Source organism: Parvibaculum sp., from assembly GCF_049651025.1.
GTDB lineage: Bacteria > Pseudomonadota > Alphaproteobacteria > Parvibaculales > Parvibaculaceae > Parvibaculum.
The window spans coordinates 1-25886 of the sequence record NZ_JBASBH010000097.1; the positions used below are offsets into that span (position 1 = coordinate 1).

Sequence of the window (25886 nt, forward strand, 5' to 3'; positions counted from 1 at the left end):
ACCAGGTGTCGAGCGACTTCAACATGCTGATGCGGGCGAACTGATCCGGCTCGGGGCCTGCGAGATAGAAGGCCTGCGTGACACGGGGATGGGCGGCGCTGGCGGGACCGTGGGCCGCCCAGCCAAGCGATGCGGCGCCGACAATCGCGACGGCGACGGCAATTTCCGGCGCGCGGGAGATGCGGCCCAAAGCGTCGAGGCCGGGATAAAGCGCGATGGCGGCAAGGAGCGCGGGCACCGCGAGGATGAGCGGCAGGATGCCGCCAAGGCCAAGGAAGATGGCCGCGCCGCTTGTCGCGATGAAGGCGGCAGAGATAAATGCGAGCGGCGCGACGATGATGAGGCTGAGGCGGCGGTCGAGATTGCCTTGCGCGAGAAAGAGCGCGAGCACGGCGGCGAGAGCCAGCGGCAATAGCGGCCAGACAAGAAAGTTCGTCGTGCCCGGCGCCACGACTTGAAGGGCAATCGCAGCGATGAAGAGCAAGGCAAGGCCGCCAAGCCAGCCGCCCCAGAGCGTGAGGCGGCGGCGGATGGCGAGTGTAGAGAAGAGGACAAACGTTGAAAGTAAAACGAGCGCGACTGGATCAGCGCGACCGGCCAGAAGGCCGAGCAGCGCCGGGATGATTGCAAGGGCCGCGAGCGCGACAAACAAACGCTTGTCCGACCGAACAAATGTGACCGTTGCAAACAGGGCCAGCGCAAAGGCGATGGCGATGCAGCCGCCGAGGAAAAAGTCGAAGCGGCCGATCAGTGTGTATTTCGCCTGAACGTCAGACATGCCGCCGAGCAATTGTCCGGCGAGGTACAGGGCCGATGCTTGCGCAAGAACCAGCGCAAGGAAGAACCCCATGCCATGCGCGACATCGAGCGGGGCGACGAGGCCAAGCGCCCTCGCCTTCATCAGCGCAAAGCCGATCAGCACGGCGAGCAGGCCGATGAACGCCCAGCCCGCAGATTGAGGATAGGAGATGAAGCCGAGGCCGAAGAGATCGGAATAGGTAATGTCCGGCGCGGTTGCGCGCAGGTCGTCCGCGTTGCCCAGTTTTTGCGTCAGGGCGAGCACCTGATCGCCGAGATGCTGGAGGCTGCCGCGATTGAGGCGGTCGGGCGTCGCGGAGGCCGTGTGGTAGGCGTATTCGTCGGCGATGAAGGCGAAGTTCATGCCGGGAATGCCTGCGGTCAGGGCATTGGTGAGGTCCGTGCCGTTCGGCATGTTGTGATAGACAAAAGCCGATAGCGAATTGGCGGCGGGCGAGCCGACGACGCTGCCATAGGTGTCCACGAGGCCACCGGCATGGCTGCTTGTTTCAAACATCAGCGCGCGGCCAGAGCCGCCGCGCGTTTCGAGATTGAGGACAAGGCCGACGCGTTTGGCGTCGGGGCTTTCGGTGAAGAAAGCGCGGGAGCCGAGAAGGCCAGCCTCCTCCCCCTCGGTGAAGAGGATGATCACGTCGCGCTTCAGCGGCCCTGCGGCTTTGAGGTTGGCGATGATTTCGAGTGTTGCGGCGACGCCTGCCGTGTCATCGGCGGCACCGGGCGAATTGGGCACGGTGTCGTAATGGCTCATCAGCAGAAGTGCCGGAAGGCCGGGCGATATGCCCTTGAGCGTTGCCTGCACATTGTGAACGCGGCCTGTGACCAGCGTTCGCGCAACGCGGGTCGGCACGAAGAGGGCTTGCTGCTCGATATCCGGCGCGACTTCGAGGCCGAGGGCTGTGAGACGCTGCCGCAAATATTGCCGCACACGGATTATATCCGCGGAACCGATGGGATGCGCGCGCTGCGCTATCGCCTCGACATCGACCATGGCGCGCGTCGCGGAAAAGACGGTTGGCGCGACATCGGCGGCGTTTGGCGCGGGAGGCCGGGAGGCAAGAGACGCGGTGAAAAGCGCAAGGGCGAAGGTGACGAGAAAGGCGACGGATCTGGCCAATGGTCACTCCCCTTTGCGCGCCTCCCTGTCGTCAGAGGCTGTGATACCCGGTTGTGAGGTCCGCACCTTCGATCAATCGGCCTTCATGCAGCAGAACCACGCGGTCCATATGGCTTGCGAGATCGAGGTTATGCGTTGCGACGAGGGCCGCGACGCCTTGCGTGCGACAGATTTCCAGAAGCTCGTTGAAAACCATGCGCGCGGTTTTCGGGTCGAGATTGCCGGTCGGCTCGTCGGCGAGAAGCACGCGCGGGCGATTGGCGAGCGCGCGGGCGATGGCGACGCGCTGCTGTTCACCGCCGGACAGCTCTGCCGGGCGATGGGTGCCGCGATTGCCGAGGCCCATGCGCTCCAGCAGATATTGCGCGAAGGTTTCGGCGGAACGGCGCGGCACGCCAGCGATCATCTGCGGCAGAACGACATTTTCGATGGCGGAAAATTCGGGCAGCAGATTGTGGAACTGATAGACGAAGCCCAGTTCGCGGCGGCGCACGGCGGTTCGCAATCCGTCGCGGAGCGAAACGCAATCGCGACCGGAGATGACGACCTCGCCTGCATCCGGCGCTTCGAGAAGACCGGCGATGTGCAGGAGCGAAGACTTGCCCGAGCCCGAGGGGCCGACAAGGGCTACGATCTCGCCCGCCCATATGTCGATGGACGCGCCCTCGAAAATGCGCAGCTCTTCTTCGCCCTGACGATAGATGCGGCTTATGCCGCGCAGGCTCAGAACCGGATTTTCCTCTGCCATTTCATGCGCCATTATTCGTACCTCAGCGCTTCAACAGGATCGAGCGAGGCGGCACGCCAGGCTGGATAAAGCGTCGCGGCGAAAGAAAGGAAAAGCGCCATGCCGACAACGGAGGCGACTTCGGCGGCATTGATCTCGGCGGGCATGTGGCTCAGGAAATAGATTTCGGGATTGAAGAGTTCGGTTCCCGACAGGCGCGAGAGGAACTGGCGCAGCGTTTCGATGTTGAGGCAGAAAAGCGTGCCGAGCGCGAAGCCCGCAATGGTTCCGGCGACGCCGATGGAGGCGCCGGAGATGAAGAAGACGCGCATGACCGAGCCTCTGGTCGCGCCCATTGTGCGCAACACCGCTATGTCGCGCCCCTTGTCCTTCACCAGCATGATGAGGCCGGAGACGATGTTGAGCGCCGCGACGATGAGGATCAGCGTCAGGATCAGGAACATCACGTTGCGCTCGACCTGAAGGGCGCTGAAGAAACTTTTGTTCGTTTCCTGCCATGTGATGATGTCGCAGCAAGGGCCGACCACATCGGAGAGCGGCTTGATGAGCGCGTCGACGCGATCTGGCGCCTTGATCATGATTTCAAGCGCGGTGACGCCTTCGGCGGTTCGGAAATATTCCTGCGCTTCGCTGAGCGGCATGAAGATGAAACTCGAATCATATTCCGACATGCCGATCTCGAAGATCGCCACGATGGGGTAAGCCTTGACGCGGGGCGCTGTGCCGAATGGCGTGATCGCGCCGCGCGGGCTCAAGAGCGTGACGCTATCGCCGACAGACAGGCCGAGATTTTTGGCGAGGCGCGAACCGATGGCAACGGACTCACCCTTGTCGAAGCCGTTCAGCGTTCCGAGCAATATGTGATCTGACACGACGGTGAGGCGCTTCAGGTCTTTCTCGTGAATGCCGCGAACGAGCGCGCCTTGCGCATTGCTGCGGCTCGACGCCATGACCTGACCTTCGACGATGGGCGTGGCGCTGACGACGCCGGGCAGCGCCTCGATCCGCGCGGAGACGGCATCGAAGTCCGTGACATAGCTTGTCACGCCGCGCACGAACATGTGGCCGTTCAGGCCGAGGATGCGGTCGAGCAATTCGGTGCGGAAGCCGTTCATCACCGACATGACGATGATGAGCGTCGCGACGCCCAGCATGATGCCGAGGAAGGAAAAGCCCGCGATGACCGAAATGAAACCTTCGCGACGCCGGGCACGCAGGTAGCGCGCGGCGAGAAGCCATTCGAATGCGCCGAAGGGGCGGCTCTTGCCCCTGCCTCGCGGCAGATCGGCAACAGGATCGATATAGGCGGCCTCAGTCATATACGGTCCTTCGTCGTGCCCCGGCCCGACTTGTTTCAGCTTGTCAGTTTATTCAACGCCGCCTCGGGCGAAAGCTCGACACGTTCGCCGCTGGCGCGGTTCTTCAATTCGACCACACCCGATTTGAGGCCGCGCGGACCGACGACGAGCTGCCAGGGCAGACCGATCAGATCCATGTTGGAGAACTTGGCCCCTGCCCGCTCGTCTGTGTCGTCATAAAGCACGGTGACGCCGGCGGCCTGGAACTTTGCATAGAGGTTTTCGCAAGCTGCGTCGGTTTCCGCATCGCCCGCCTTCAGATTGATGAGGCCGATCTTGAAGGGCGCGACGGCTTCCGGCCAGATGATGCCGTTGTCGTCATGGCTTGCCTCGATGATGCCGCCGACGAGGCGCGAGACGCCGACGCCGTAGGAGCCGCCATGCACGGGCTTGTCCGCGCCATCGGGGCCGGTGACGACCGCCTTCATGGCTTCGGAATATTTGGTGCCGAAATAGAAGACCTGACCGACTTCGATGCCGCGCGTGTTGACGCGCTTTTCGACGGGCACTTCGCGCTCGAAACGCGCCTCGTCATGCACGTCCTCGGTGGCGGCGTAAAGATCGGTCCATTTGGCGATCAGCGGCGCGAGGTCTCCGTCATAGTCCACGTCGTCGCCGGGCGCGGGCAGATCGAGCACGTCCTTGTTGATGAAGACGCCGCTTTCGCCCGTATCCGCAAGAATGATGAATTCGTGGCTCAGGTCGCCGCCGATGGGGCCTGTTTCGGCGCGCATCGGAATGGCCTTCAGGCCCATGCGCGCGAAGATGCGCAAATATGCGACGAACATGCGGTTGTATGAACGGCGCGCGCTTTCCTCGTCGATGTCGAAGGAATAGGCGTCCTTCATCAGAAATTCGCGACCACGCATGACGCCGAAACGCGGACGCTGCTCGTCGCGGAATTTCCACTGCGTGTGATAGAGGTTCAGCGGCAGGTTGCGATAGGACCGCACATAGGAGCGGAAGATCTCGGTGATCATTTCCTCATTGGTCGGTCCGTAAAGCAACTCGCGCTCGTGGCGATCCTTGATGCGCAGCATTTCAGGGCCGTAAGCGTCATAGCGGCCGCTTTCGCGCCAGAGGTCGGCGAGTTGAAGCGTCGGCATGAGAAGCTCAAGCGCCCCTGCCCGGTTCATTTCCTCGCGGACAATCTGCTCGATGTTCTGGAGCACCTGAAAGCCCAGCGGCAGCCAGGCATAGATGCCGGCGGCTTCCTGCCGGACCATGCCAGCGCGCAGCATCAGCCTGTGCGAGACGATTTGCGCCTCGGCGGGGTTTTCCTTGAGGGTGGGCAGAAAATACTTCGAAAGGCGCATCATCAACCTTGAGCGACTCGGAGCCCGCGAACGGGGCCGGATATTACGGGGCTCAAGTTTTAGGTGGTCCGGGGTGCCTTGGCAACGAGGGGGCGGCGTTTGGACCGGCGTCAGTTCATCGCGGATGCCCGCGCAGTCAGGCTTTCCAGCCAGGACTTCACATCGACCTCTGGCGCGGTGGCGACGCCGCGACCGGATTCGAGGCCATAGGGGCCGCGTTCAAGCTGGTCGACGGTGTATTCCATTTCGACGTCATAGGTGCGGTCGATCTGATTGCGCAAGGGCTGCTGCGCCTCGTACCAGCGGGTTTTCGCCGGGCCGTCCGGGCAGGAGGCAAGCTCTGTCGGATCGGTCGCGCCCCAGCGGCGTTCGATGCATTGATAGGGATCGAAAGAGAGCTTGAAGAGGCGACGGGAAATGTCGTCGATGGTGAGCGAGATGCGGCGGCCATTGGTGGTCTTATAGTCCGTGACGCAGGCAGCGCTTTCCTCGTTATAGGCTTTCAGCATGTCGCCGGGCAGGTCCGAGCCTGCGTAGTTGAGGCGTGGCGCGTCCGTTTCCTTCATGCGCACGAATTCCCTGATCTGGTCGTGCATTTCCTTGAAGGCCGTTTTCAGGCGCGCGTCGCGGGACGGCGTCGAATAAAGCTCCCAGACGCCATCCGTGCCGTAGATGTTGCGCGGCATTTTTGCGGGCGGCGACATCAAATGCGTGCGGCCCTCATTGCGTGAAATCTCGATAGCCTGCTTGCGCGAATGAATGTCGTTGCAGAGCGTCTGCATCATGGCGCGGACTTCGTCGACGGGATGATATTCAAGCTCGCCCATCGACACGCTGGAGCGGAGATAGGTGTAGAAATCCATCTCCTCATTGTCTTTGACGAATTTCGCCATGCCCCAGATCGTCGGATTGACGGGCGGGTTGCCGACATATTGTTCGAGCGAGAAATCGGGAATGTCCGCATTCGGCGTACCGACGATGCGGCCGCCGACGAGCGTTCCGTTCGTCATGCGCTTTGCGCCGACAAGCGTGATGGGACGCCAGTTCTGGAAGATCGAGCCGAGTTCGGGGCCGGTGCGCAGGAATTCGCGACCGATGAAGGAGCGGCTCAATGTGTGGTCTGGATGGGACGAGAAAATCAGTATGCGGCCGCCCGGCTCGACGCGCCAGACGATGGCGACATGGCCGTTGACGTCATAGGCTATGGTGCCCGGCTTGATCGCAGCTCGATCGAGGCGCGGCGAATAGGTGTCGGTGAACATGGTGCGGCTGTCCGACATGGCGTTGCGCCGGTACATGGCCGTGGAGACGGTGTTGACGATTTCGAAGAGAAGCGGAACGGCGCTGACGCCCGACGCCGTGGCGGGAACGGCGCTTCTGCCGACGACGACATTGCCGCCCGACGAGTAGCGAATGTCGCCGCGCGGGCCGTCGGAAGATTGCATGGTGCTTTGCCAGGCGAAGGGCAGCCCGTTTTTCCAGGCGTAATAGCCGCGCAGGAAATATGGCACATCCGCACAGTCGATCATGAAGGCGGTTTTGGGATCGGTGTGGCGATAGGGATTTGCCGGGCTTTTCATGCAGGCGTCGATGGACCAGCAATCCTCCGCGCCGAGGCGCGTGACGAACTCTTCAAAGCCCTTCTCGTCCGACGCGCTCCAGTGATCCTTGGTGATGCGCCATGGCGAGGTCGCAGCCGAAACCGGCACGACGCTCCAGCCGAACAAAATCACGACGCAGAGAACGGCAAGCGCCCCTCTTGCCTTCGACAAACGCATATTTACCCCCACAGACCGAGGCTTCAGCCTCAGGGCCGGGGGGCGACTTGTCAAGAATGGTGATTGATGGTCAGACGCCGGAAGTTCGGCAAGGAGGTGTTGCGGCAAGGCTTTGCGCGCTAGAAGATATTTTCAACTGGATGACCAGAAACAGGTGGGATGAGCCGGTGATTTCGATTTGGGCCTTTGTCGTTGCGGCGATTGCGGAGATTTCGGGGTGCTATGCATTCTGGGCCTGGCTGCGGCTCGACAAATCACCGCTATGGCTGATCCCCGGCCTTCTGTCGCTGGCGCTGTTTGCCTATATGCTGACGCTTGTGGAAAGCCCCTTTGCCGGGCGCGCCTATGCGGCTTATGGCGGCATCTATATTCTGGCGGCGCTGATCTGGGGCTGGGTTGTCGAAGGCTCGTCGCCGGATAAGTGGGACCTCATCGGGGTGGCGGCCTGTCTGGTCGGGACGGCGATCATTCTGTTCGGGCCGCGAACGATATCGAATTAGATTGCCGGTTGCCGATCAGTCTTTAGGCTGATCGTCGAGATGGGCGCAGGCATCTGCCAGCGCGCGGTCGGCGCCGCTGACGTCCTGCCCGTCGATGGTCACGCGGCCTGTTTTCGGATCGATTGTGACGTCTGCGATTTCGAGCGAAGTTTGCGCATTGAACCGGGAATTTGCGCTGCCGAAGGGTTCGATCTTCACTGGAAAGTGATAAAGCCCGCGCGGCTCGATGCCATAGCCGCCATCGAGATCGGCGGGAGCGACAGTGCTGCCATCTGCGGCGATGCCGGGCTTGTAGTCGGCTTCGCCGGTCGGCGCATAGTTTGCGATTTGCGCGCAGGCATCGCGATCTATACCGACAACGCGAAATGGGGGTTCACCGCCGGCCAGCTCATCGGCGGCAAAGCCCTGCGAGGCGGAGGCGAGAACGCCCAAGCCTGCGAGAAGGACCATCCATGATCGTGTCGCGTGTTTCATGATGTGATCTTGCGCCCTGCCGGTTTAAAGAAATCTTTCCTGAACGCGACGCCTTGGACAGAATGGCGTCCAAATCAGCCGTCAGCGGCACTCGGGGAAGATGATGACAGAAGTTCAACGAAAGGCCGAGCATCCCGTGGCGGGCGCGCTCGACCGCTTCTTCCAGTTGCGCGAAAACAAGACGGGCATACGCGTCGAGGTCCTGGCGGGCGTCACGACCTATCTGACGATGGCTTATATCATCTTCGTCAATCCCGCGATCCTGTCGCAGACGGGCATGGATTTCGGTGCGGTCTTTGTCGCCACCTGCCTTGCCGCCGCGATCAGCACCGCGATCATGGGGCTCTATGCGAATTACCCCGTCGCGCTTGCGCCGGGCATGGGGCTCAACGCCTATTTCGCTTTCGTCGCCGTGCCGCAATTTGGCGGCGACTGGCGCACCGCGCTTGGATGCGTGTTTCTGTCCGGCGTGCTCTTTCTGGCCCTGTCACTTTCGCCCTTGCGCGAATGGCTCATCAACTCGTTTCCGCGCTCGCAGAAAAATGCCATTGCGGCGGGCATCGGATTCTTTCTCGCATTGGTCGGGCTGAAAAATGCGGGCATCGTTGTCGCCGATCCGGTGACGCTGGTGAAGCTCGGACCGATTACGGCGCCTGCGCTTTTTGCGGCGGGCGGCTTTGTTGCGCTGGTGGGGCTTTCGGCGCGGCGCGTGCCGGGCGCGATCATTTTGTCGGTCCTGGGCGTCACGGCGCTTGCTGTTGGCCTCGGGCTGCAACCCTTTGAAGGGATTGCGGCCGCCCCACCCTCGCTCGCGCCGACATTCATGCAGATGGATCTGGTGCATGCGGCGCAGGCGGGCTTCGTTACCATCGTCTTTGTTTTTCTGCTGGTCGATCTTCTCGACACGGCGGGAACGCTGGTGAGCGTCGCGGCGCGGGCGAAGATGCTCGATGCGGACGGCAAACTGCCGCGACTGCGCAAGGCGATGGTTGCGGATTCGGCGGCGAGCATCATCGGCGCGACGCTCGGCACCTCAACGACGACGAGCTATATCGAAAGCGCGGCCGGCGTCGACGCAGGCGGACGAACGGGGCTGACGGCGGTGGTCGTTGCCCTGCTCTTTCTCGTCAGCCTGTTTCTCGCGCCGCTCGCGCAGGCCGTGCCGCTTTATGCAACGGCACCGGCGCTCATCTTCGTTGCCTGCCTGATGGCGCGAGGACTTGGCGAGATTGAATGGGACGATCTGACGGAGGCTGTGCCTGCCATCGTGACGGCGCTGGCGATACCGCTGACATTTTCGATTGCGAGCGGAATCGGGCTTGGATTTCTCACCTATGCCGCCGTCAAAATTCTCGCCGGACGGGTGCGCGAGGCCAATGGCGCTGTGCTGATTATCGCCGTCGCCTTCGCCATCAAACTCGCTTTGGAATGATGCAAAACGGTGGGCGCTTTTCAGATTCCGATTCTTGCGTATAAACCTGTGTCAATAGGAGAAAATTGCGTGACAGGGTGTCGCAGGCTGGCTATATTCCTCAACACAAAAGGGGATAGCGCGAAAAGCGCGGCCCAAGTTTAGGGAGGGAACGCTGACTTCGAAGGACAACCTTTGAAGGCGCGGCAAAGAGGGAACACTACGGAAGCAAGGCCACGAAAGTGGACCTTGCTTTTTTTTGTGCTTTTTCAGGCGATCAGGGCTGCGGGGTGGAGTGCGCGCCCATCCAGTCGCTGGATTTCGGCATGAAGGGGATGTCATCGAAGCTGATGGGCTTGTCGATGACCACATAGGCGATGCCCAGCCAGATGATGCCCGCAATCACGGTGGTGATGAGCGCCTTGCGCACCATCAAAGGCCGGACAGGCGCGCCCGGATCCGTGCCATCCGTGCGGGGCTCGGCCTTTTCATGCTGGGAAACGACGCCGAAAGGCAGGACCGCGAATAGCACGACCCACCACGTCACCATGTAAATGGCCAAACCGGCTGTCCATGTCATCGGGGCACCTCCAGGGGATGTCTTTTTTTCTGCCGCAGACTAGCAGCGGCAGGCCAAGCTAGATACGGGTCAGAATAACCGAAACCTGCGCCTTCTTGCCCCATTCGCGGCGGATCGCGCCACGGACGGAGCGGCGCACGAGTTCGGCCACCGCATCATCGTCGCCACGGCGCTTGGCGGGCAAGCGATTCAGGGCTTCGTCGACGGCATCGAGCGCGCGCTCCTCGAAGGAGACGCCGCGGCTGTCTTCTTCCGGCAGGCCATGAAGGCGGACTTGCGGGTCGCCCCTCACCTCCCCGCTTCCATCAAGCACGAGGCTGACAAAAACCGAGCCGGCGAAAGCGAGCTTGCGGCGCTCCTGCACCGCGCCTTCATCGGACTCGATCAGCACGTCGCCGTCGAGATAGATGCGGCCTGAGGGAACCTCGCCGATGATCTCGGCGGGGCCCGGCGCAATGCGCATCATCAGGCCGTTGCGAATGACGACGGCTTCGGGAACCTGAAGCTCGCGCGCGAGCAATGCATGTTCGGCGAGGTGGCGCGCTTCGCCATGAACGGGAATGGCGACTTCGGGCCTGATCCACTGATACATGCGGGCCAGTTCGTCGCGGCATGGATGGCCGGAGACATGCACGAAGTGATCGCGCTCGGTGATGATCTTGATGCCGCGCTGGGCGAGACGGTTCTGAAGCTCAAAGATCGAGGCTTCGTTGCCGGGAATGATGCGGGAGGAGAAGATCACCGTATCGCCGGACGAAAGGGTCACGTTCGGATGGCTGTCATCGACGATGCGCGCAAGGGCGGCGCGCGGTTCGCCCTGACTGCCGGTGCAGATGAGCAGCACCTTGTCATGCGGCAGATAGCCGACATCATGCTCGGTGAGAAACGGCGGCAGGTCCGTGAGGTAGCCCGCCTCGCGCGCAGCGCCGACAAGACGGAACATGGCGCGGCCGACAAGAACGACATGACGGTCGCAGGCTTCGGCAGCCTTGGCGATGCTTTCGATGCGGGCGACGTTCGAGGCGAATGTCGTGACGGCGACGCGGCCTTCGCAATTGCGGATGACTTCGATCAGGCTTTTTGCAACATCGGCTTCGGAGCCGGAGCTGCCGGGCGAGAAGACGTTTGTGGAATCGCAAACAATCGCGCGCACGCCCTCGTCACCGATTTCGGTGAGGCGGGTGATGTCCATGTCATCGCCGACGATAGGATCGGGATCGATCTTCCAGTCGCCCGTATGCATGATGAGGCCGAGCGGCGTGCGGATGGCCAGCGCGTTCGGCTCAGGGATCGAATGGGTCAGCGTGACGAGTTCGATGTCGAAGGGTCCGAGCGCGAAGCGACTGCCAAGCGGCACGATGTTGAGCGGCACCTGGCCTTCGATGCCTGCTTCCATCAGCTTGCCGCGCACAAGCGCCGCCGTGAAAGGCGTCGCATAGACCGGGCAACGCAAGCGCGGCCAGAGATGGGCGACGGCGCCGATGTGATCTTCATGCGCATGCGTCAGCACGAGGCCGAGAAGCGCGTCGGCGTGTTCTTCGATGAAAGCCGTATCCGGCATGATGAGATCGACGCCGGGCGTGCGGTCGTCGCCGAATGTCACGCCGAGATCGACCATGATCCACTGGCGCGCCTTTTCAGGACCGTAACCGTAGAGATTAAGGTTCATCCCGATCTCGCCTGCGCCGCCGAGCGGCAGAAAGACGAGTTCGTCGCGGGTATTTTTCTGGGAGGTGGGTGATGTCATGCGCGTAGATTAGAGCGGCGGCGCGCGAAAGAACACATCTCCCGCAGAGATATGGCGAATTGCGCCCGATTGCAGCCTGACTTCGAGCGCACCGTCGGGCGCGAGGCCTTCAAACATGCCGTCGAAAGTCTCATCGGCAAGGCGCACGGTGATCGGTCCGCCCAATCCCGCCGCGCGTGTGAGCCATGCCTGACGGATCGCAGCGAAGCCCTGCACGTCTCGCCACTGGCGGATGCGCGCGTCGAACGCAACGGCAAGACGCTCCAGCGCTTGCGCGGGCGTGACGCCGGGAATGCCGAGCGCTGCCAGCGACGTTGCCGGAAATTCGATATTGTCTGGATGCTGCGCGAGGTTCACGCCGATCCCGATGGCGAGCCATGCCAGTTCGGACCCGGCAATGCCTGACGATTCAAGCAGGATGCCCGCAAGCTTGCGCCCGTCATGCAGAAGATCGTTCGGCCATTTCAGCTTGAGGCCGGGGCGCAGCGTCGGCGGCAACAACCCGTCAACGGCATCGTGCACCGCAACGGCGGCGACGAAGGAAAGTTCAGCCGCCTTGCGCGGATTGACCTGCGGGCGCAGGAAGAGCGTGCCCATGAAATTTCCGCTGGGCGATACCCAGGCGCGTCCACGCCTGCCGCGCCCTGCGGTTTGCATTTGGGCGGTGATCCAGATTGGCCCCTCCTCGCCCGCCTCGCCGAGACGTCGCGCTTCCTCGTTTGTGCTGTCGATCTCTGCGAAAGCCTTGAGAGCGTAGCCCTGAGGAAGCGTCGTCACGGCTTACGGCAACAAGGCGGAGGCAGCGATCTGCGCGCCCTGCATGAGCGGCGCGGGATAGACCACGAAGAAGATCGTGAACAGGCCGGAAAGGCCGAGCACAACGGTCAACTCCGCGGGCATGGGGCGCACGAAGGCGGGTGCGGGCTCGTCGAAATACATCACCTTCACGACGCGCAGATAATAGAAGGCGCCGACCACGCTCGCCAGAATGCCGATGACGGCGAGCGAATAGAGCCCGGCCTGCACGGCAGCGGCGAAGACGTAGAACTTCGCAAAGAAGCCCGCGAGCGGCGGAATGCCCGCCAGCGAGAACATCAGCATCGCAAAGATGAATGCGACCATGGGCTGCGAGCGCGAGAGGCCCGCCAGATCGCTGATCGACTCGACGTGACCTTCCGGGCGACGCATCGCAAGGATGCAACAGAAGACGCCCGCATACATGACGAGGTAGATCGCCATATAAACCAGCACACCGCGAATGCCGTCGGTCGTTCCGGCGGCGACGCCAACCAGCGCATAGCCCATGTGGCCGATGGAGCTGTAGGCCATCAGACGCTTGATGTTCGGCTGACCGATTGCCGCGAAAGCGCCGAGGATCATGGAGGCGATCGAAATGAAGACGACGATCTGCTGCCACTGCGACGTGATGCCGGGGAACACGATGAAGAGCACACGCAGCGTCAGCGCCATGGCCGCCACCTTGGGCGCACCGGCGATGAAGAATGTGACGGGCGTCGGCGCGCCTTCGTAAACGTCCGGCGTCCACATGTGGAAGGGCACGGCGGACACCTTGAAGGCCAGCGCCGCCATGATGAAGACGAGGCCGAAGATCAGGCCGATCGAATTGTTCTCTTCGCCGATGACGCGGGCAATCGTGTGGAACTCGATGGAGCCGGTGAAGCCATAGACCAGCGAGCAGCCATAGAGCAGCAGTCCGGACGAGAGAGCGCCGAGGACGAAATATTTCAGGCCCGCTTCGCTCGACTTCGTGTTGTCGCGGTTGAACGCGGCCATCACGTAGATGCAAAGGCTCTGAAGCTCGATGCCGAGATAGAGTGCGATGAGGCTGCTCGACGAGACCATCATCATCATGCCGAGCGCGGCAAAGGCCATCAGCACCGGGAACTCGAAGCGGTCCATGCCTTCGCGACGGATGAAGGACAGGGACATGATCACGGCGGCGGCAGCGCCGAGCAGGATCAGCAATTTGACGAAGCGCGTGAAGGGATCGACCGTGAACATGCCGCTGAAGGTTTCAGCGCGCAGGTCGCCCTGCCCCGCAACGAGAAACGCCGTGACGACGAAGAGCGCGACGACGCCATAGGTGACGTGAGCCGTCGGGCTTTCCTTGCGGAAGACACCATACATGAGCAGGAGCATGGCGCCCGCGGCGAGCACCATCTCGGGAATGACAGGCCCAAAGGCCGGAAGGATGACTGCGTTTTCCATATTGCTCTTCGTCTTCCTATCGGACCGCGATCATGCGCGCCGCGTCGAGCGCAACATTGCCGAGTTCGGCAAGCCTGTGCGCTTCGAGCGCGGCGGAGTAATCGGTAATCAGGTGCTGGACGGAAACCGCCATGATGTTGAACAGGGGCGAGGGATAGATGCCAAAGAAGATCGTCGTCGCAACCAGCGGCCCCAATGTCAGTATCTCGCGCCGGTTGAGATCCATGATGTTCTTCAGCGAATCTTTCACGATCGCGCCAAAGACGATGCGCCGATAGAGATAGAGCGCATAGGCGGCCGAGAGAATGACGCCGGTCGCCGCGATGGTGCCGACCCAGGTATTCACCTTGAAGGCGCCCATCAGCGTCAGGAATTCACCTACGAAACCGCTGGTGCCCGGCAGACCGACATTCGCCATCGTGAAGATGAGGAAGGCGGCGGCATAAAGCGGCATGCGGTTGACGAGGCCGCCATAGGCGGAGATGTCGCGCGTATGCATGCGGTCGTAGATGACGCCGACGCAAAGGAAGAGCGCGCCTGACACCCAGCCGTGGCTGAGCATCTGGAAGATGCCGCCTTCGATGCCTTGCGTGGTACCCGTGAAGATACCCATCGTGACGAAGCCCATATGGGCGACGGATGAATAGGCGATGAGCTTCTTCATGTCCTCCTGCACCAGCGCGACGAGCGAGGTGTAGACGATCGCGATGACGCTCAAGGCGAAAATGAGCGGCGCGAAATCGGCGGATGCCACAGGGAACATGGGCAGCGAGAAACGCAGGAAGCCGTAACCGCCCATCTTCAGCAGGATGCCTGCCAGGATGACCGAGCCTGCCGTCGGCGCTTCGACGTGTGCATCGGGCAACCATGTATGGACCGGCCACATCGGCATCTTCACCGCGAAGGAGGCGAAGAAGGCGAGCCATAGCCATGTCTGCATGGTGGCGGAGAAATTGTGATCGATCAGCGTCGGGATGTCCGTCGTACCGGCGTCCCAATACATCGCCATGATGGCGATGAGCATCAGCACCGAGCCGAGCAGCGTGTAGAGAAAGAACTTGAAGCTCGCATAAATGCGCCGCTGGCCGCCCCAGACGCCGATGATGAGGAACATCGGGATCAGCCCGCCTTCAAAGAAAATATAGAAGAGGACGAGATCGAGGGCGCAGAAAACGCCGATCATCAGTGTTTCGAGGATGAGGAAAGCGATCATGTATTCGCGCACGCGCGTACCGATCGAATCCCAGCTTGCCAGAATGCAGGCAGGCATCAGGAAGGTCGTGAGGATCACGAACATGACGGAGATGCCGTCGACGCCCATGTGATAGTTGATCGCGCCGCCGAGCCAATCCGTTTTCTGCACGAACTGGAAAGACGCCGTCGAGGTGTCGAAGTTCACCCAGATATAGAGCGAGAGAACGAAGGTGATGACCGTCGTCCAGAGCGCGATCCAGCGTGCGTTGCGGGCAACTGCCCCCTCATCGCCGCGCAGGATCAGGATAAGCAGCGCGCCCACCGCCGGGAGAAAGGTGATGAGCGAAAGAATGTATCCGTCGGTCATCAGTGGACGCCCCCGAGCATGAAGTATGTCGCCAGAGCCGCGACGCCCAAGAGCATGGCGAAGGCGTAGTGAAAGACATAACCGGTTTGCAGGCGGACGACGCCGCGCGTGATGTCGATGACGCGGGCGGACACGCCATCAGGCCCGAGGCCGTCGATAATGCGCCCGTCGCCGATCTTCCAGAACAGGCGGCCAATCGCGAAGGCCGGCTTGACGATGATCCAGTCGTAAAGCTCGTCGATGTACCACTTGTTGAGCAGGAACTTGTAGAGCGGCTCCTGCGTGCGGGCGAGTTCGGCGGGCAGATCGGGCCGCGCGATGTAGAAGTACCAGGAGATCGCGAAGCCGAGCGCCATCATGATCGTCGGCAGAAGGACGGCCCATGAGGGAATGTGGTGCAGGTCGTGCATCACGGTATTGGCCGCGCCGCGATAGATGCTTTCCAGCCAGAAGGTCTCGTGCGCCTCGCCGATAAAGAAGCGTTCGAAAATGAGGCCAGCGCCGAGTGCGCCGACCGCCAGGATGACCAGCGGCACAAGCATGACGAGCGGCGATTCATGCACATGCTCGAGCGTGTGATGATCGGCGCGCGACTTGCCGTGGAAGGTCATGAAAATCAGACGCCAGGAATAGAAGGACGTCAGGAGCGCGGCGAAAACCGTCATGCCGAATGCATACATATGCATCGAGTTCGTGCCGGCATAGGTCGCCTCGATGATGGCGTCCTTGGAGAAATAGCCAGCCGTGAACGGAAAGCCGGTAAGCGCCAGGGTGCCGATGACCATCATCGCGTAGGTCGCCGGAATGCGCTTCCAGAGGCCGCCCATCTTGCGCATGTCCTGCTCATCGCTCATCGCATGGATGACCGAGCCGGAGCCTAGGAACAGGAGCGCCTTGAAGAAGGCGTGCGTGAAGAGATGGAACATCGCCGCTTCATATGCGCCGACGCCGAGCGCCGCGAACATGTAGCCGAGCTGCGAACAGGTCGAGTAAGCGATGACGCGCTTGATGTCGTTCTGCACGAGGCCGACGGTGGCGGCGAAGAACGCCGTCGTCGCGCCGATGAAGGTGACGACGGTGAGCGCGGTCGTCGAGAATTCGAAGATCGGCGAGCAACGCGCAACGAGGAAGACGCCAGCCGTGACCATGGTCGCGGCATGGATCAGTGCGGAAACGGGTGTCGGGCCCTCCATCGCGTCCGGCAGCCAGGTGTGCAGCATGAACTGCGCCGACTTGCCCATCGCGCCCATGAAGAGCAGAAGGCAGATCGTCGTGACCACGGGCACGTCATGGCCGAGGAACGAGAAGGTCTTGGTCGCCAGATGCGGGATCGCCTTGAAGACCGTATCGAACTCGACCGAGCCGACCATCATGAAGATCGTCGCGATGCCGAGAATGAGACCGAAGTCGCCGACACGGTTGACGACGAAGGCCTTGATGGCCGCCGCATTCGCGCTGGGCTTTTGATACCAGAAGCCGATCAGCAGATAGGAGGCAAGGCCGACGCCTTCCCAGCCGAAGAAGAGCTGGATGAAGTTGTCCGCCGTCACCAGCATCAGCATGGCGAAGGTGAAGAGTGACAGATAGGCGAAGAAGCGCGGCTGGTGCGGATCGTGGCTCATATAGCCGATCGAATATATGTGCACGAGCGCGGAGACGGAGGTGACCACGACAAGCATGACGGCGGTGAGCGCGTCGATGCGCAGGCGCCAGTCGCTCTCGAAGGCGCCACTATCGATCCAGGTCATGACCTGGATGTGCTCGGTCACGCCGCCGAATGTGACACTCGGGAAGGCGATGATCGACAGGACGGCCGAGACGACAAGCAGGCCGGAGGTCACGAATTGCGCACCGCGCACCCCGAGCCAGCGACCGAAAATGCCCGCAATCAGGAAACCGAGAAGCGGCAGGAAGACGATAGCGGAGTACATCTCTCCTACCCCTTCATCAGATTAACGTCCTCAACCGCGATGGTGCCGCGGTTGCGGAAATAGGTCACGAGAATGGCAAGGCCGATCGCGGCTTCAGCGGCTGCAACAGTCAGCACGAAGAGCGCGAAGACCTGGCCGGTCAGATCGCCAAGGAAGGACGAAAAGGCGACGAGGTTGATGTTGACGGCGAGCAGCATCAGCTCGATCGACATCAGAATGATGATGACGTTCTTGCGATTGAGGAAGATGCCGAAGACGCCGATCGTAAAGAGGATCGCCGCGACCGTCAGATAATGAGCAAGGCCGATTTCCATATCAGAGTCCTACCTTCATAGACCTTGCCCCGGCTTGATGTCCTTGTACTCGACGCCCTCGTCGCGCTTGCGCCCGACCTGACGCGAGGGCACCTGCCGCTTGATGTCGACGCGGTGGCGCAACGTCAGCACGATGGCGCCGACCATGGCGACAAGCAGGATGAGACCGGCTGCCTGGAACAGATAGACGTATTGGGTGTAGAGCACGCGACCAAGCGCGCGCGTATTGGTGACGTGATCGACGAAGGCCGGCGCGGGCGCTGCGGCGACGCCGGCGGCATCGGGCGAAATGATCCAGGATGCGCCGACGAGGAAAAGCTCGATCAGAAATATGAGGCCGATAAGGCCGCCGATGGGCAGGTATTGCAGAAAGCCCTGCCGCAACTGCTTGAAGTCTATGTCGAGCATCATCACGACGAAGAGGAAGAGCACCGCGACCGCGCCGACATAGACGATGACCAGAATGAGTGCGATGAACTCCGCCCCCATCAGCACGAAGAGCGCGGCGGCGTTGAAAAAGGTGAGGATGAGGAACAGCACCGAATGCACGGGGTTCCGCGCCGCGATCACCATGAATCCCGCCGCCACGGCAATCGCCGAGAAGACGTAGAAGGCTATGGCGGAAACGATCATCTGGACCCCTGTCCCTCTTTATCGCCCGGCACGAAGCCGGATCTCTTGTTCAGTCTCTTCATTCAACGCGACGGCGCTTCAGCGGTAAGGCGCGTCGAGCTCGATATTCTTGGCAATCTCGCGTTCCCAACGGTCGCCGTTGGCGAGCAGCCGATCCTTGTCGTACATGAGCTCTTCGCGGGTCTCCACGGAGAACTCGAAATTCGGACCTTCGACAATCGCATCCACCGGGCAGGCTTCCTGACAGAAGCCGCAATAGATGCATTTCGTCATGTCGATGTCATAGCGCGTCGTGCGGCGCGTGCCGTCATTGCGGCGCGGACCGGCTTCGATGGTGATGGCCTGAGCCGGGCAGATCGCTTCGCAAAGCTTGCAGGCAATGCAGCGTTCCTCGCCATTGGGATAGCGACGCAGCGCATGCTCGCCACGAAAGCGCGGGGAGAGCGGGCCCTTCTCGAAGGGATAGTTCACCGTCGCCTTGGGCTTGAAGAAGTAGCGCATGGCCACAAAAAAGCCCGCGAAGAACTCCTTCAGGAAGAGCGACTGTACCGTTTGATTGAAGGACGCCATTTTCCGTTCCTTTCCAATCAATGTTTCGGCAAGAGGTCGAAGCCGACGAGCACGCCCGCGGTCAGCACAACCCAGAAGAGGGAGAACGGAAGGAAGACCTTCCAGCCGAGACGCATAAGCTGGTCGTAGCGATAGCGCGGGACAAAGGCCTTCACCATGGCGAACATGAAGAAGACCATGCCGACCTTGAGAATGAACCAGACCGGGCCCGGCACCCATGTGAGCGGTGCAATGTCGAACGGGGGCAGCCAGCCGCCGAAGAACAGGATCGTCATCATGGCGCACATCAGGATGATCGCCACATATTCGCCGAGCATGAACATCATGTAGGGCGAGGACGAATATTCCACCATGAAGCCCGCGACGAGTTCCGATTCCGCTTCGACGAGATCGAAGGGCGGACGGTTCGTTTCGGCGAGCGCCGAGATGAAGAAGATGCCGAGCATCGGCAGATGCCAGAACCAGTACCAGTTGAAGATGCCGTAGGAACCGTGCTGCGCATTCACGATGTCGGTGAGGTTCAGCGAGCCTGCCGTCAGCAAGACCGTGATGAGCACGAAGCCGATGGAAACTTCATAGGAGACCATCTGGGCGGCGGAGCGCATCGCGGAGAGGAAGGGATATTTCGAGTTCGACGCCCAGCCCGCCATGATGACGCCATAGACGCTCAGCGAGGAGAAGGCGAGGATGTAGAGAATGCCGACATTGATGTTCGAGATAACAATGCCATCGCCCAGCGGGATGACCGCCCAGGCGGCAAGCGACAGGGTGACGGTGACAAGCGGCGCGAGTAGAAAGACGCCCTTGTTGGCGCCTGCCGGAATGACCACTTCCTTGAAGACGAACTTCAACAGGTCGGCGAAGGACTGAAGCAGGCCGAATGCGCCGACGACGTTGGGGCCGCGGCGAAGCTGCACGGCCGCCCAGATCTTGCGGTCGGCCAGCAAGACATAGGCCGTGAAAATCAGCAGGCCGACGAGAAGGGCAAGACCCTGCCCTGCGATGATCGCAAGCGGCAGTCCGTATGTGATGAGAAAGTCAGTCATGGTTCCCCGTCACTCCGCCGCCTGATTGCCGCGCCGCGCTGCTGCTGTCTCAGCCGAACATGTGGCCATGACCTTGCTCGCGCGCGCGATCGGGTTCGTCAGATGGAAATCGTGGATGGGCGTTTCAAAGGGAGCTGCATCCATCTCGCCGGAAGCGAGATCGGGAAGCGCGCCCGCCGGAACGATTTCATCGACATGTGAAAAATGCGGCGCATCGGCTTCGATTGCGGCGCGGACCTGATCCAGCCGGTCGTAAGGAAGCTGGACACCGAGCACGGCGGACAAGGCGCGAATGATCGCCCAGTCCTCGCGCGCTTCACCCGGCGGGAAAGCGGCGCGCTGGCCGCGCTGCACGCGGCCTTCGGTGTTGACGTAGAGGCCGTCTTTTTCCGTATAGGCGGAACCGGGCAGGATGACGTCGGCGCGATGTGCGCCCGCATCGCCATGCGTGCCCTGATAGATGACGAAGGCGGAGCCGAGCTTCGCGGTGTCGATCTCATCGGCGCCAAGGAGATAGACGACGTCGATCTCGCCCTTGGTCGCGCCATCGAGAATGCCAGCAACGTCACGACCGCCCTCGCCCGGCACGAGGCCGAGATCGAGGCCGCCGACGCGGGCTGCCGCCATATGGAGCACGTTGAAACCGGCATTGGTCGCCTTGGCGAGGCTAGTGGCGGCGGCGAGAACGGCTGCGCCATCCTTGCGCGTCAATGCGCCCTGCCCGACGATGATGATCGGCGTCTTGGCGTTTTTCAGAACTTCGGCAAAGGCATTAGCGCCGGACGCGATGTCTTTCAGCGTCTGCGTGCCTGCACCGAGATGGTCGTAATCATAGGTGAGGTCGTGACGCGGGCCGACGACGCCGATCTTGACGCCGCCTGCACGGAAGCGCTTGCGGATGCGTGCATTGATGATCGGCGCTTCACGGCGCGGATCGGCACCGATGATGAGAATGGCGTCGGCGTCTTCGATGCCTGCAATGGTCGAATTGAAGATGTAGCTCGAACGAGCGCCACCAAGCTTCGCGCCGTCCTGACGGCAATCGATATTGGTGGAGCCGAGCTTCGCCCAGAGGTCTTTCAGCGCCTTCATTTCTTCGGCGGCAATAAGATCGCCAGCGATGGCGGCGATGCGTTCGCCCTTCGCGCCTTTGAGCCTGGCTGCAATGGCAGCGAAGGCTTCATCCCATGAAGCCTCGCGCAACTTGCCGTCTTCGCGAACGTAAGGCCGGTCGAGACGCTGCGTCTTGAGGCCGTCCCAGATGAAGCGCGTCTTGTCGGAAATCCACTCTTCGTTCACGTCCTCATTGATGCGCGGCAGAATGCGCATCACTTCCGAGCCACGTGTGTCGACGCGGATGTTGGAGCCGACGGCATCCATCACGTCGACGGATTCGGTCTTGCGCAACTCCCAGGGGCGCGCGGTGAAGGCGAAGGGGCGGAAGGTCAGCGCGCCGACCGGGCAGAGATCGACGACGTTGGCAGAAAGCTCCGACGTCAGCGCATGCTCGAGATAGGTCGTGATTTCCATATCTTCGCCACGGCCGATGGCGCCGATTTCCGGTGTGCCTGCAACTTCGGTCGCGAAGCGGACGCAGCGCGTGCACTGGATGCAGCGCGTCATCACGGTCTTGACCAGCGGGCCCATATATTTTTCTTCGACGGCGCGCTTGTTCTCGCGGAAGCGCGAGCCATCGACGCCATAGGCCATCGACTGGTCTTGCAGATCGCATTCGCCGCCCTGATCGCAGATGGGGCAATCGAGCGGATGATTGATGAGCAGGAATTCCATCACACCTTCGCGGGCGCGCTTCACCTGCTCCGTCGTCGTGCGCACGATGGCGCCATCGGTGGCCGGCATGGCGCAGCTTGCGACAGGCTTCGGCGATTTCTCGACTTCGACGAGGCACATGCGGCAGTTGCCCGCGATCGACAGGCGCTCGTGATAGCAGAAGCGCGGAATTTCAACGCCCGCCGCTTCGCATGCCTGAAGGAGCGTTGCGCCCGCTTCAACTTCGACCTCGATGCCGTCAACTGTGACTTTGGGCATGCCCTACTCCGCCGCCGCCAGAGGAACGCCCTGCCGTGTGGCGATCCGCTCTTCGATTACATGCCGGAAATGCCGGATCAGACCCTGGATCGGCCAGGCCGCCGCGTCGCCGAGCGCGCAGATGGTGTGGCCTTCGACGCGCTTCGTCACGTCGAGCAGCATGTCGATTTCCGACACTGCCGCCTCGCCTGCAACCATGCGCTCCATGACGCGCCACATCCAGCCCGTGCCTTCGCGGCAAGGGGTGCACTGGCCGCAGCTTTCATGCTTGTAGAAAGCCGAGAGGCGCGCGATCGCCTTGATGAGGTCCGTCGACTTGTCCATGACGATGACGGCTGCCGTGCCGAGACCAGTCTGAACCGCCTTCAACGAGTCGAAATCCATCAGCACGTCGTCGCAGATCGATTTGGGAATGAGCGGCACGGATGAGCCGCCGGGGATCACGGCGAGAAGATTGTCCCAACCGCCGCGCACACCGCCCGCATGCTTGTCGATCAGCTCACGGAGCGAAATGCCCATCTCTTCTTCGACGTTGCAGGGATTGTTCACATGGCCCGAGATCGAGAAAATCTTGGTGCCGGTATTGTTCGGACGACCGAGGCTTGCAAACCATGTCGCGCCACGGCGCAGGATGGTCGGCGCGACGGCGATCGACTCGACGTTGTTCACCGTTGTCGGTGCGCCATAGAGGCCCATATTCGCGGGGAACGGGGGCTTCAGGCGCGGCATGCCCTTCTTGCCTTCAAGGCTCTCGAGCAGCGCGGTTTCTTCGCCGCAAATGTAAGCGCCAGCGCCGTGATGAACGTAGAGATCGAAGTCCCAGCCCGAGCCTGCGGCGTTCTTGCCGAGCAGGTTTGCCGCATAGGCCTCATCAATGGCGCGCTGCAGTGCTTCGCGCTCGCGGATGAATTCGCCGCGCACATAGATGTAGCCGACATGCGCGCCCATCGCGAAACCGGCGATGAGGCAGCCTTCGACGAGCTTCTGGGGATCGTTGCGCAGAATTTCGCGGTCTTTGCAGGTGCCGGGCTCTGATTCGTCGGCATTGACGACGAGGTAATGCGGACGGCCGCCTGAATCCTTCGGCATGAAGGACCATTTGAGGCCGGTCGGAAAACCGGCGCCGCCACGACCGCGCAGGCCCGACTTTTTCATCTCGTCGATGATCCAGTCGCGGCCCTTGGCAACGAGGCCTGCCGTGTCGTCCCAATCGCCACGGCGGCGCGCGCCGGCAAGACCGGCTTCGCCAAGACCGTAGAGATTGGTGAAAATGCGATCCTTGTCCTGAAGCATCACTTGCTCTCCTGCGAGGCCGACGAAGTGAGGCTCGTCAGTTCACCCTTCGGCTCCGAGCCGTGGCGACCGTTTTGCGGGCCGGGCTTCACAGTTTTGCCGTTACGGAGCGCTTCAAGAATTTCAGCCAGTTTCGACCCGTCGAGATCTTCGAAATAGTCTTCGTTGATCATGACCATCGGCGCATTGGCGCAAGCGCCAAGGCATTCGACTTCGACCCAGGAGAGCTTGCCATCCGCGCTCACCGATCCATCGGGACCGATATGCTTGCGGCAGGCTTCTTTCAGATCGTCGGCGCCGCGCAACCAGCACGGCGTCGTGCCGCAAAGCTGCACATGGTTTTCACCGACGGGCGACAGATTGAACATCGTGTAGAAGGTCGCGACTTCGAGCGCGCGAATGTAATCCATCGACAGCATGTCGGCGATATAGCGAATGGCAGGTTCGGGCAACCAGCCGCCCATCTGCTGATGCGCCTGCCAGAATAGCGGAATGATCGCGGAGGCCTGACGGCCTTCGGGATATTTCGCGATCTGCCCCTTTGCCCATTCTACGTTTTCAGGCGTGAAGGCAAAACTCGCGGGCTGATTTGCACTCAGTCTGCGCACACTCATCGGTCAACCTCACCGAACACGATATCGAGCGAACCAAGGATGGCGGAAACGTCCGCCAGCATGTGCCCGCGCGTCAGATAGTCCATTGCCTGCAAGTGCGCAAATCCCGGCGCGCGAATCTTGCATTTGTAAGGCTTGTTCGTGCCGTCAGAGACGAGATAGACGCCGAATTCGCCCTTGGGCGCTTCAACGGCGGCATACACTTCGCCAGCGGGCACGTGATAGCCCTCGGTATAAAGCTTGAAGTGATGGATGAGCGCTTCCATGGAACGCTTCATCTCCGCGCGCGACGGCGGGAAGACCTTGCCGTCCGTCGTATGCACGGGGCCGCCCGGCATTTTCTCGATGCACTGCTTCATGATGCGAAGCGACTGGCGCATTTCATCCATGCGCACGAGATAGCGGTCGTAGCAGTCGCCGTTCTTGCCGACGGGAATGTCGAAGTCGAGTTCGGAATAGACTTCATAGGGCTGCGAGCGACGCAGATCCCATGCCATGCCCGAACCGCGCGCCATGACGCCGGAGAAACCCCAGTCCAGTGCATCCTGCTGCGAGACGACGCCGATATCGACGTTGCGCTGCATGAAAATACGGTTGCCGGTCAGCAGGACTTCAAGGTCGTTGATCGTCTGCTCGCAGGGGTCGCAGAAATCATAGATGTCCTGAAGCAGCTTCGGCGGCAGATCCTGATGCACGCCGCCGGGACGGAAATAAGCGGCGTGGAAACGCGCGCCCGATGCACGCTCATAGAAAATCAGAAGCTTCTCGCGCTCCTCAAAGCCCCAGAGCGGCGGCGTCAGCGCGCCAACGTCCATGGCCTGCGTCGTGACGTTGAGAAGATGCGACAGCAGGCGGCCGATTTCGGAATAGAGAACGCGAATGAACTGCGCGCGCCGCGGCACTTCGATGCCGAGCAACTTCTCCACTGCCAGCGAATAGGCGTGCTCCTGATTCATCGGCGCGACATAGTCGAGGCGATCGAAATAAGGCAGCGCCTGCAGATAGGTTTTCGCTTCGATCAACTTTTCGGTGCCGCGATGCAGAAGGCCGATATGGGGATCGACGCGTTCGACGATCTCGCCTTCGAGTTCGAGCACCAGACGCAGCACGCCGTGCGCGGCAGGATGCTGCGGGCCGAAGTTCAGCGTGAATGTGCGGAGGTTCTGTTCGGTCATGACTTGGGCTCCGCCTTCTCATCGCCCGGCAGCACGTAGTCGGTTCCTTCCCAGGGGCTCAGGAAGTCGAAGCTGCGGAATTCCTGCGCGAGCTTTACCGGCTCATAGACGACGCGCTTCTGGTCCGCGTCGTAGCGCACCTCGACATAACCGGTCATCGGGAAATCCTTGCGAAGCGGATAACCCGAGAAACCGTAGTCGGTGAGGATGCGCCGCAGGTCGGGATGATTCGAGAAGAGCACACCATACATGTCGAAGGCTTCGCGCTCGAACCAGTTGGCCGCCGGATAGACGCCGACAGCGCTCGGTACGGCTGTGTCCTCGTCCGTCTCGACCTTGATGCGGATGCGATGGTTTTTGTACATCGACAGCAAATGGTAGACGACGTCGAAGCGCCGCTCACGCGCCGGATAATCGACAGCCGTGATATCGATCAGCGACGAGAATCGGCACTCGGAATCGTCACGCAAAAAAGTCAGCACAGATGTGATCGCGCTCGCTTGCGCGATCACATTGAGCTCACCATATGCGACATCCCAAGAGGTGATCGCATCTCCAAGCTTCGCGCGGAGATGGTCGCCAAGGTGTTTAAGGCTTTCGTCCATCGAAGCAGTCTCGAAACTCGT

At 61.4% G+C, this 25886-nt stretch carries 23 protein-coding genes; 2 read left to right on the plus strand and 21 right to left on the minus strand.

Annotated elements, in window-relative coordinates:
• From WA943_RS12460 to WA943_RS12480, 5 genes are all read right to left on the minus strand, one after another.
• On the minus strand, positions 1 to 1933 hold a 1933-nt coding region (locus WA943_RS12460; protein WP_424470205.1), incomplete at its 3' end, for a M20/M25/M40 family metallo-hydrolase.
• A 31-nt stretch (positions 1934 to 1964) separates the two neighbouring features.
• Positions 1965 to 2681, minus strand: coding sequence for an ABC transporter ATP-binding protein (locus WA943_RS12465; RefSeq protein WP_424470206.1), 717 nt, complete (start codon positions 2679 to 2681; stop codon positions 1965 to 1967).
• 11 nt (positions 2682 to 2692) lie between these two features.
• Positions 2693 to 4000 carry a lipoprotein-releasing ABC transporter permease subunit gene (locus tag WA943_RS12470; RefSeq protein ID WP_424470207.1) on the minus strand — a complete coding sequence of 436 codons (1308 nt, stop codon included), beginning with the start codon at positions 3998 to 4000 and terminating at the stop codon, positions 2693 to 2695.
• 35 nt (positions 4001 to 4035) lie between these two features.
• Positions 4036 to 5355 (minus strand): proline--tRNA ligase, encoded by a 1320-nt coding sequence (gene proS, locus WA943_RS12475; protein ID WP_424470233.1) that lies wholly within the window; start codon positions 5353 to 5355, stop codon positions 4036 to 4038.
• 110 nt (positions 5356 to 5465) lie between these two features.
• A complete protein-coding gene (locus tag WA943_RS12480; RefSeq protein WP_424470208.1) occupies positions 5466 to 7133 on the minus strand; it encodes a hypothetical protein in 1668 nt (555 codons plus the stop codon).
• 140 nt (positions 7134 to 7273) lie between these two features.
• On the opposite strand from WA943_RS12480, the gene WA943_RS12485 reads away from it, so the two are divergent.
• A complete protein-coding gene (locus WA943_RS12485) occupies positions 7274 to 7633 on the plus strand; it encodes a YnfA family protein (RefSeq protein WP_424470209.1) in 360 nt (119 codons plus the stop codon).
• A gap of 15 nt (positions 7634 to 7648) precedes the next feature.
• On the opposite strand, the gene WA943_RS12490 is transcribed toward WA943_RS12485, so the two are convergent.
• Positions 7649 to 8107 (minus strand): hypothetical protein, encoded by a 459-nt coding sequence (locus WA943_RS12490; protein ID WP_424470210.1) that lies wholly within the window; start codon positions 8105 to 8107, stop codon positions 7649 to 7651.
• 100 nt (positions 8108 to 8207) lie between these two features.
• Here WA943_RS12490 and WA943_RS12495 point away from each other — a divergent pair, with 100 nt between their 5' ends.
• Positions 8208 to 9539: an NCS2 family permease gene (locus WA943_RS12495; protein WP_424470211.1), complete on the plus strand. Its 1332-nt coding sequence runs from the start codon at positions 8208 to 8210 to the stop codon at positions 9537 to 9539.
• 256 nt (positions 9540 to 9795) lie between these two features.
• Here WA943_RS12495 and WA943_RS12500 read toward each other — a convergent pair whose 3' ends face one another.
• From WA943_RS12500 to WA943_RS12570, 15 genes are all read right to left on the minus strand, one after another.
• Entirely contained in the window at positions 9796 to 10098 is a 303-nt protein-coding gene (locus tag WA943_RS12500; RefSeq protein ID WP_424470212.1) for a DUF1467 family protein, read from the minus strand.
• 58 nt (positions 10099 to 10156) lie between these two features.
• On the minus strand, positions 10157 to 11845 hold the full coding sequence (locus tag WA943_RS12505) for a ribonuclease J (protein WP_424470213.1): 1689 nt from the start codon (positions 11843 to 11845) through the stop codon (positions 10157 to 10159).
• Positions 11846 to 11854: 9 nt separating this feature from the next.
• Complete coding sequence (locus tag WA943_RS12510; protein WP_424470214.1) at positions 11855 to 12622, minus strand: biotin--[acetyl-CoA-carboxylase] ligase; 768 nt, start codon at positions 12620 to 12622, stop codon at positions 11855 to 11857.
• Positions 12623 to 12625: 3 nt separating this feature from the next.
• On the minus strand, positions 12626 to 14074 hold the full coding sequence (gene nuoN / locus WA943_RS12515) for an NADH-quinone oxidoreductase subunit NuoN (protein ID WP_424470215.1): 1449 nt from the start codon (positions 14072 to 14074) through the stop codon (positions 12626 to 12628).
• Positions 14075 to 14090: 16 nt separating this feature from the next.
• Positions 14091 to 15635 carry an NADH-quinone oxidoreductase subunit M gene (locus WA943_RS12520; RefSeq protein ID WP_424470216.1) on the minus strand — a complete coding sequence of 515 codons (1545 nt, stop codon included), beginning with the start codon at positions 15633 to 15635 and terminating at the stop codon, positions 14091 to 14093.
• Positions 15635 to 17566, minus strand: coding sequence for an NADH-quinone oxidoreductase subunit L (gene nuoL / locus WA943_RS12525; protein ID WP_424470217.1), 1932 nt, complete (start codon positions 17564 to 17566; stop codon positions 15635 to 15637). Before nuoL ends, WA943_RS12520 begins: the two co-directional genes overlap by 1 nt.
• Positions 17567 to 17571: 5 nt before the next feature.
• Positions 17572 to 17880 (minus strand): NADH-quinone oxidoreductase subunit NuoK, encoded by a 309-nt coding sequence (gene nuoK, locus WA943_RS12530; protein ID WP_424470218.1) that lies wholly within the window; start codon positions 17878 to 17880, stop codon positions 17572 to 17574.
• Positions 17881 to 17895: 15 nt separating this feature from the next.
• Complete coding sequence (locus WA943_RS12535) at positions 17896 to 18513, minus strand: NADH-quinone oxidoreductase subunit J (RefSeq protein ID WP_424470219.1); 618 nt, start codon at positions 18511 to 18513, stop codon at positions 17896 to 17898.
• 78 nt (positions 18514 to 18591) lie between these two features.
• Positions 18592 to 19083, minus strand: a complete 492-nt coding sequence (nuoI, locus tag WA943_RS12540; protein ID WP_424470220.1) for an NADH-quinone oxidoreductase subunit NuoI — start codon at positions 19081 to 19083, stop codon at positions 18592 to 18594.
• 17 nt (positions 19084 to 19100) lie between these two features.
• Positions 19101 to 20129, minus strand: a complete 1029-nt coding sequence (gene nuoH / locus WA943_RS12545; RefSeq protein ID WP_424470221.1) for an NADH-quinone oxidoreductase subunit NuoH — start codon at positions 20127 to 20129, stop codon at positions 19101 to 19103.
• A 9-nt stretch (positions 20130 to 20138) separates the two neighbouring features.
• The gene (gene nuoG / locus WA943_RS12550; protein ID WP_424470222.1) at positions 20139 to 22178 is read right to left on the minus strand and encodes an NADH-quinone oxidoreductase subunit NuoG; all 2040 of its coding nucleotides are present in this window, start codon (positions 22176 to 22178) and stop codon (positions 20139 to 20141) included.
• A 3-nt stretch (positions 22179 to 22181) separates the two neighbouring features.
• Positions 22182 to 23471, minus strand: a complete 1290-nt coding sequence (nuoF, locus tag WA943_RS12555; protein WP_424470223.1) for an NADH-quinone oxidoreductase subunit NuoF — start codon at positions 23469 to 23471, stop codon at positions 22182 to 22184.
• Positions 23471 to 24085 carry an NADH-quinone oxidoreductase subunit NuoE gene (gene nuoE, locus WA943_RS12560; protein WP_424470224.1) on the minus strand — a complete coding sequence of 205 codons (615 nt, stop codon included), beginning with the start codon at positions 24083 to 24085 and terminating at the stop codon, positions 23471 to 23473. Before nuoE ends, nuoF begins: the two co-directional genes overlap by 1 nt.
• Complete coding sequence (locus tag WA943_RS12565) at positions 24082 to 25260, minus strand: NADH-quinone oxidoreductase subunit D (RefSeq protein ID WP_424470225.1); 1179 nt, start codon at positions 25258 to 25260, stop codon at positions 24082 to 24084. Before WA943_RS12565 ends, nuoE begins: the two co-directional genes overlap by 4 nt.
• On the minus strand, positions 25257 to 25865 hold the full coding sequence (locus WA943_RS12570; protein WP_424470226.1) for an NADH-quinone oxidoreductase subunit C: 609 nt from the start codon (positions 25863 to 25865) through the stop codon (positions 25257 to 25259). Before WA943_RS12570 ends, WA943_RS12565 begins: the two co-directional genes overlap by 4 nt.
• Positions 25866 to 25886: the final 21 nt, after the last annotated feature.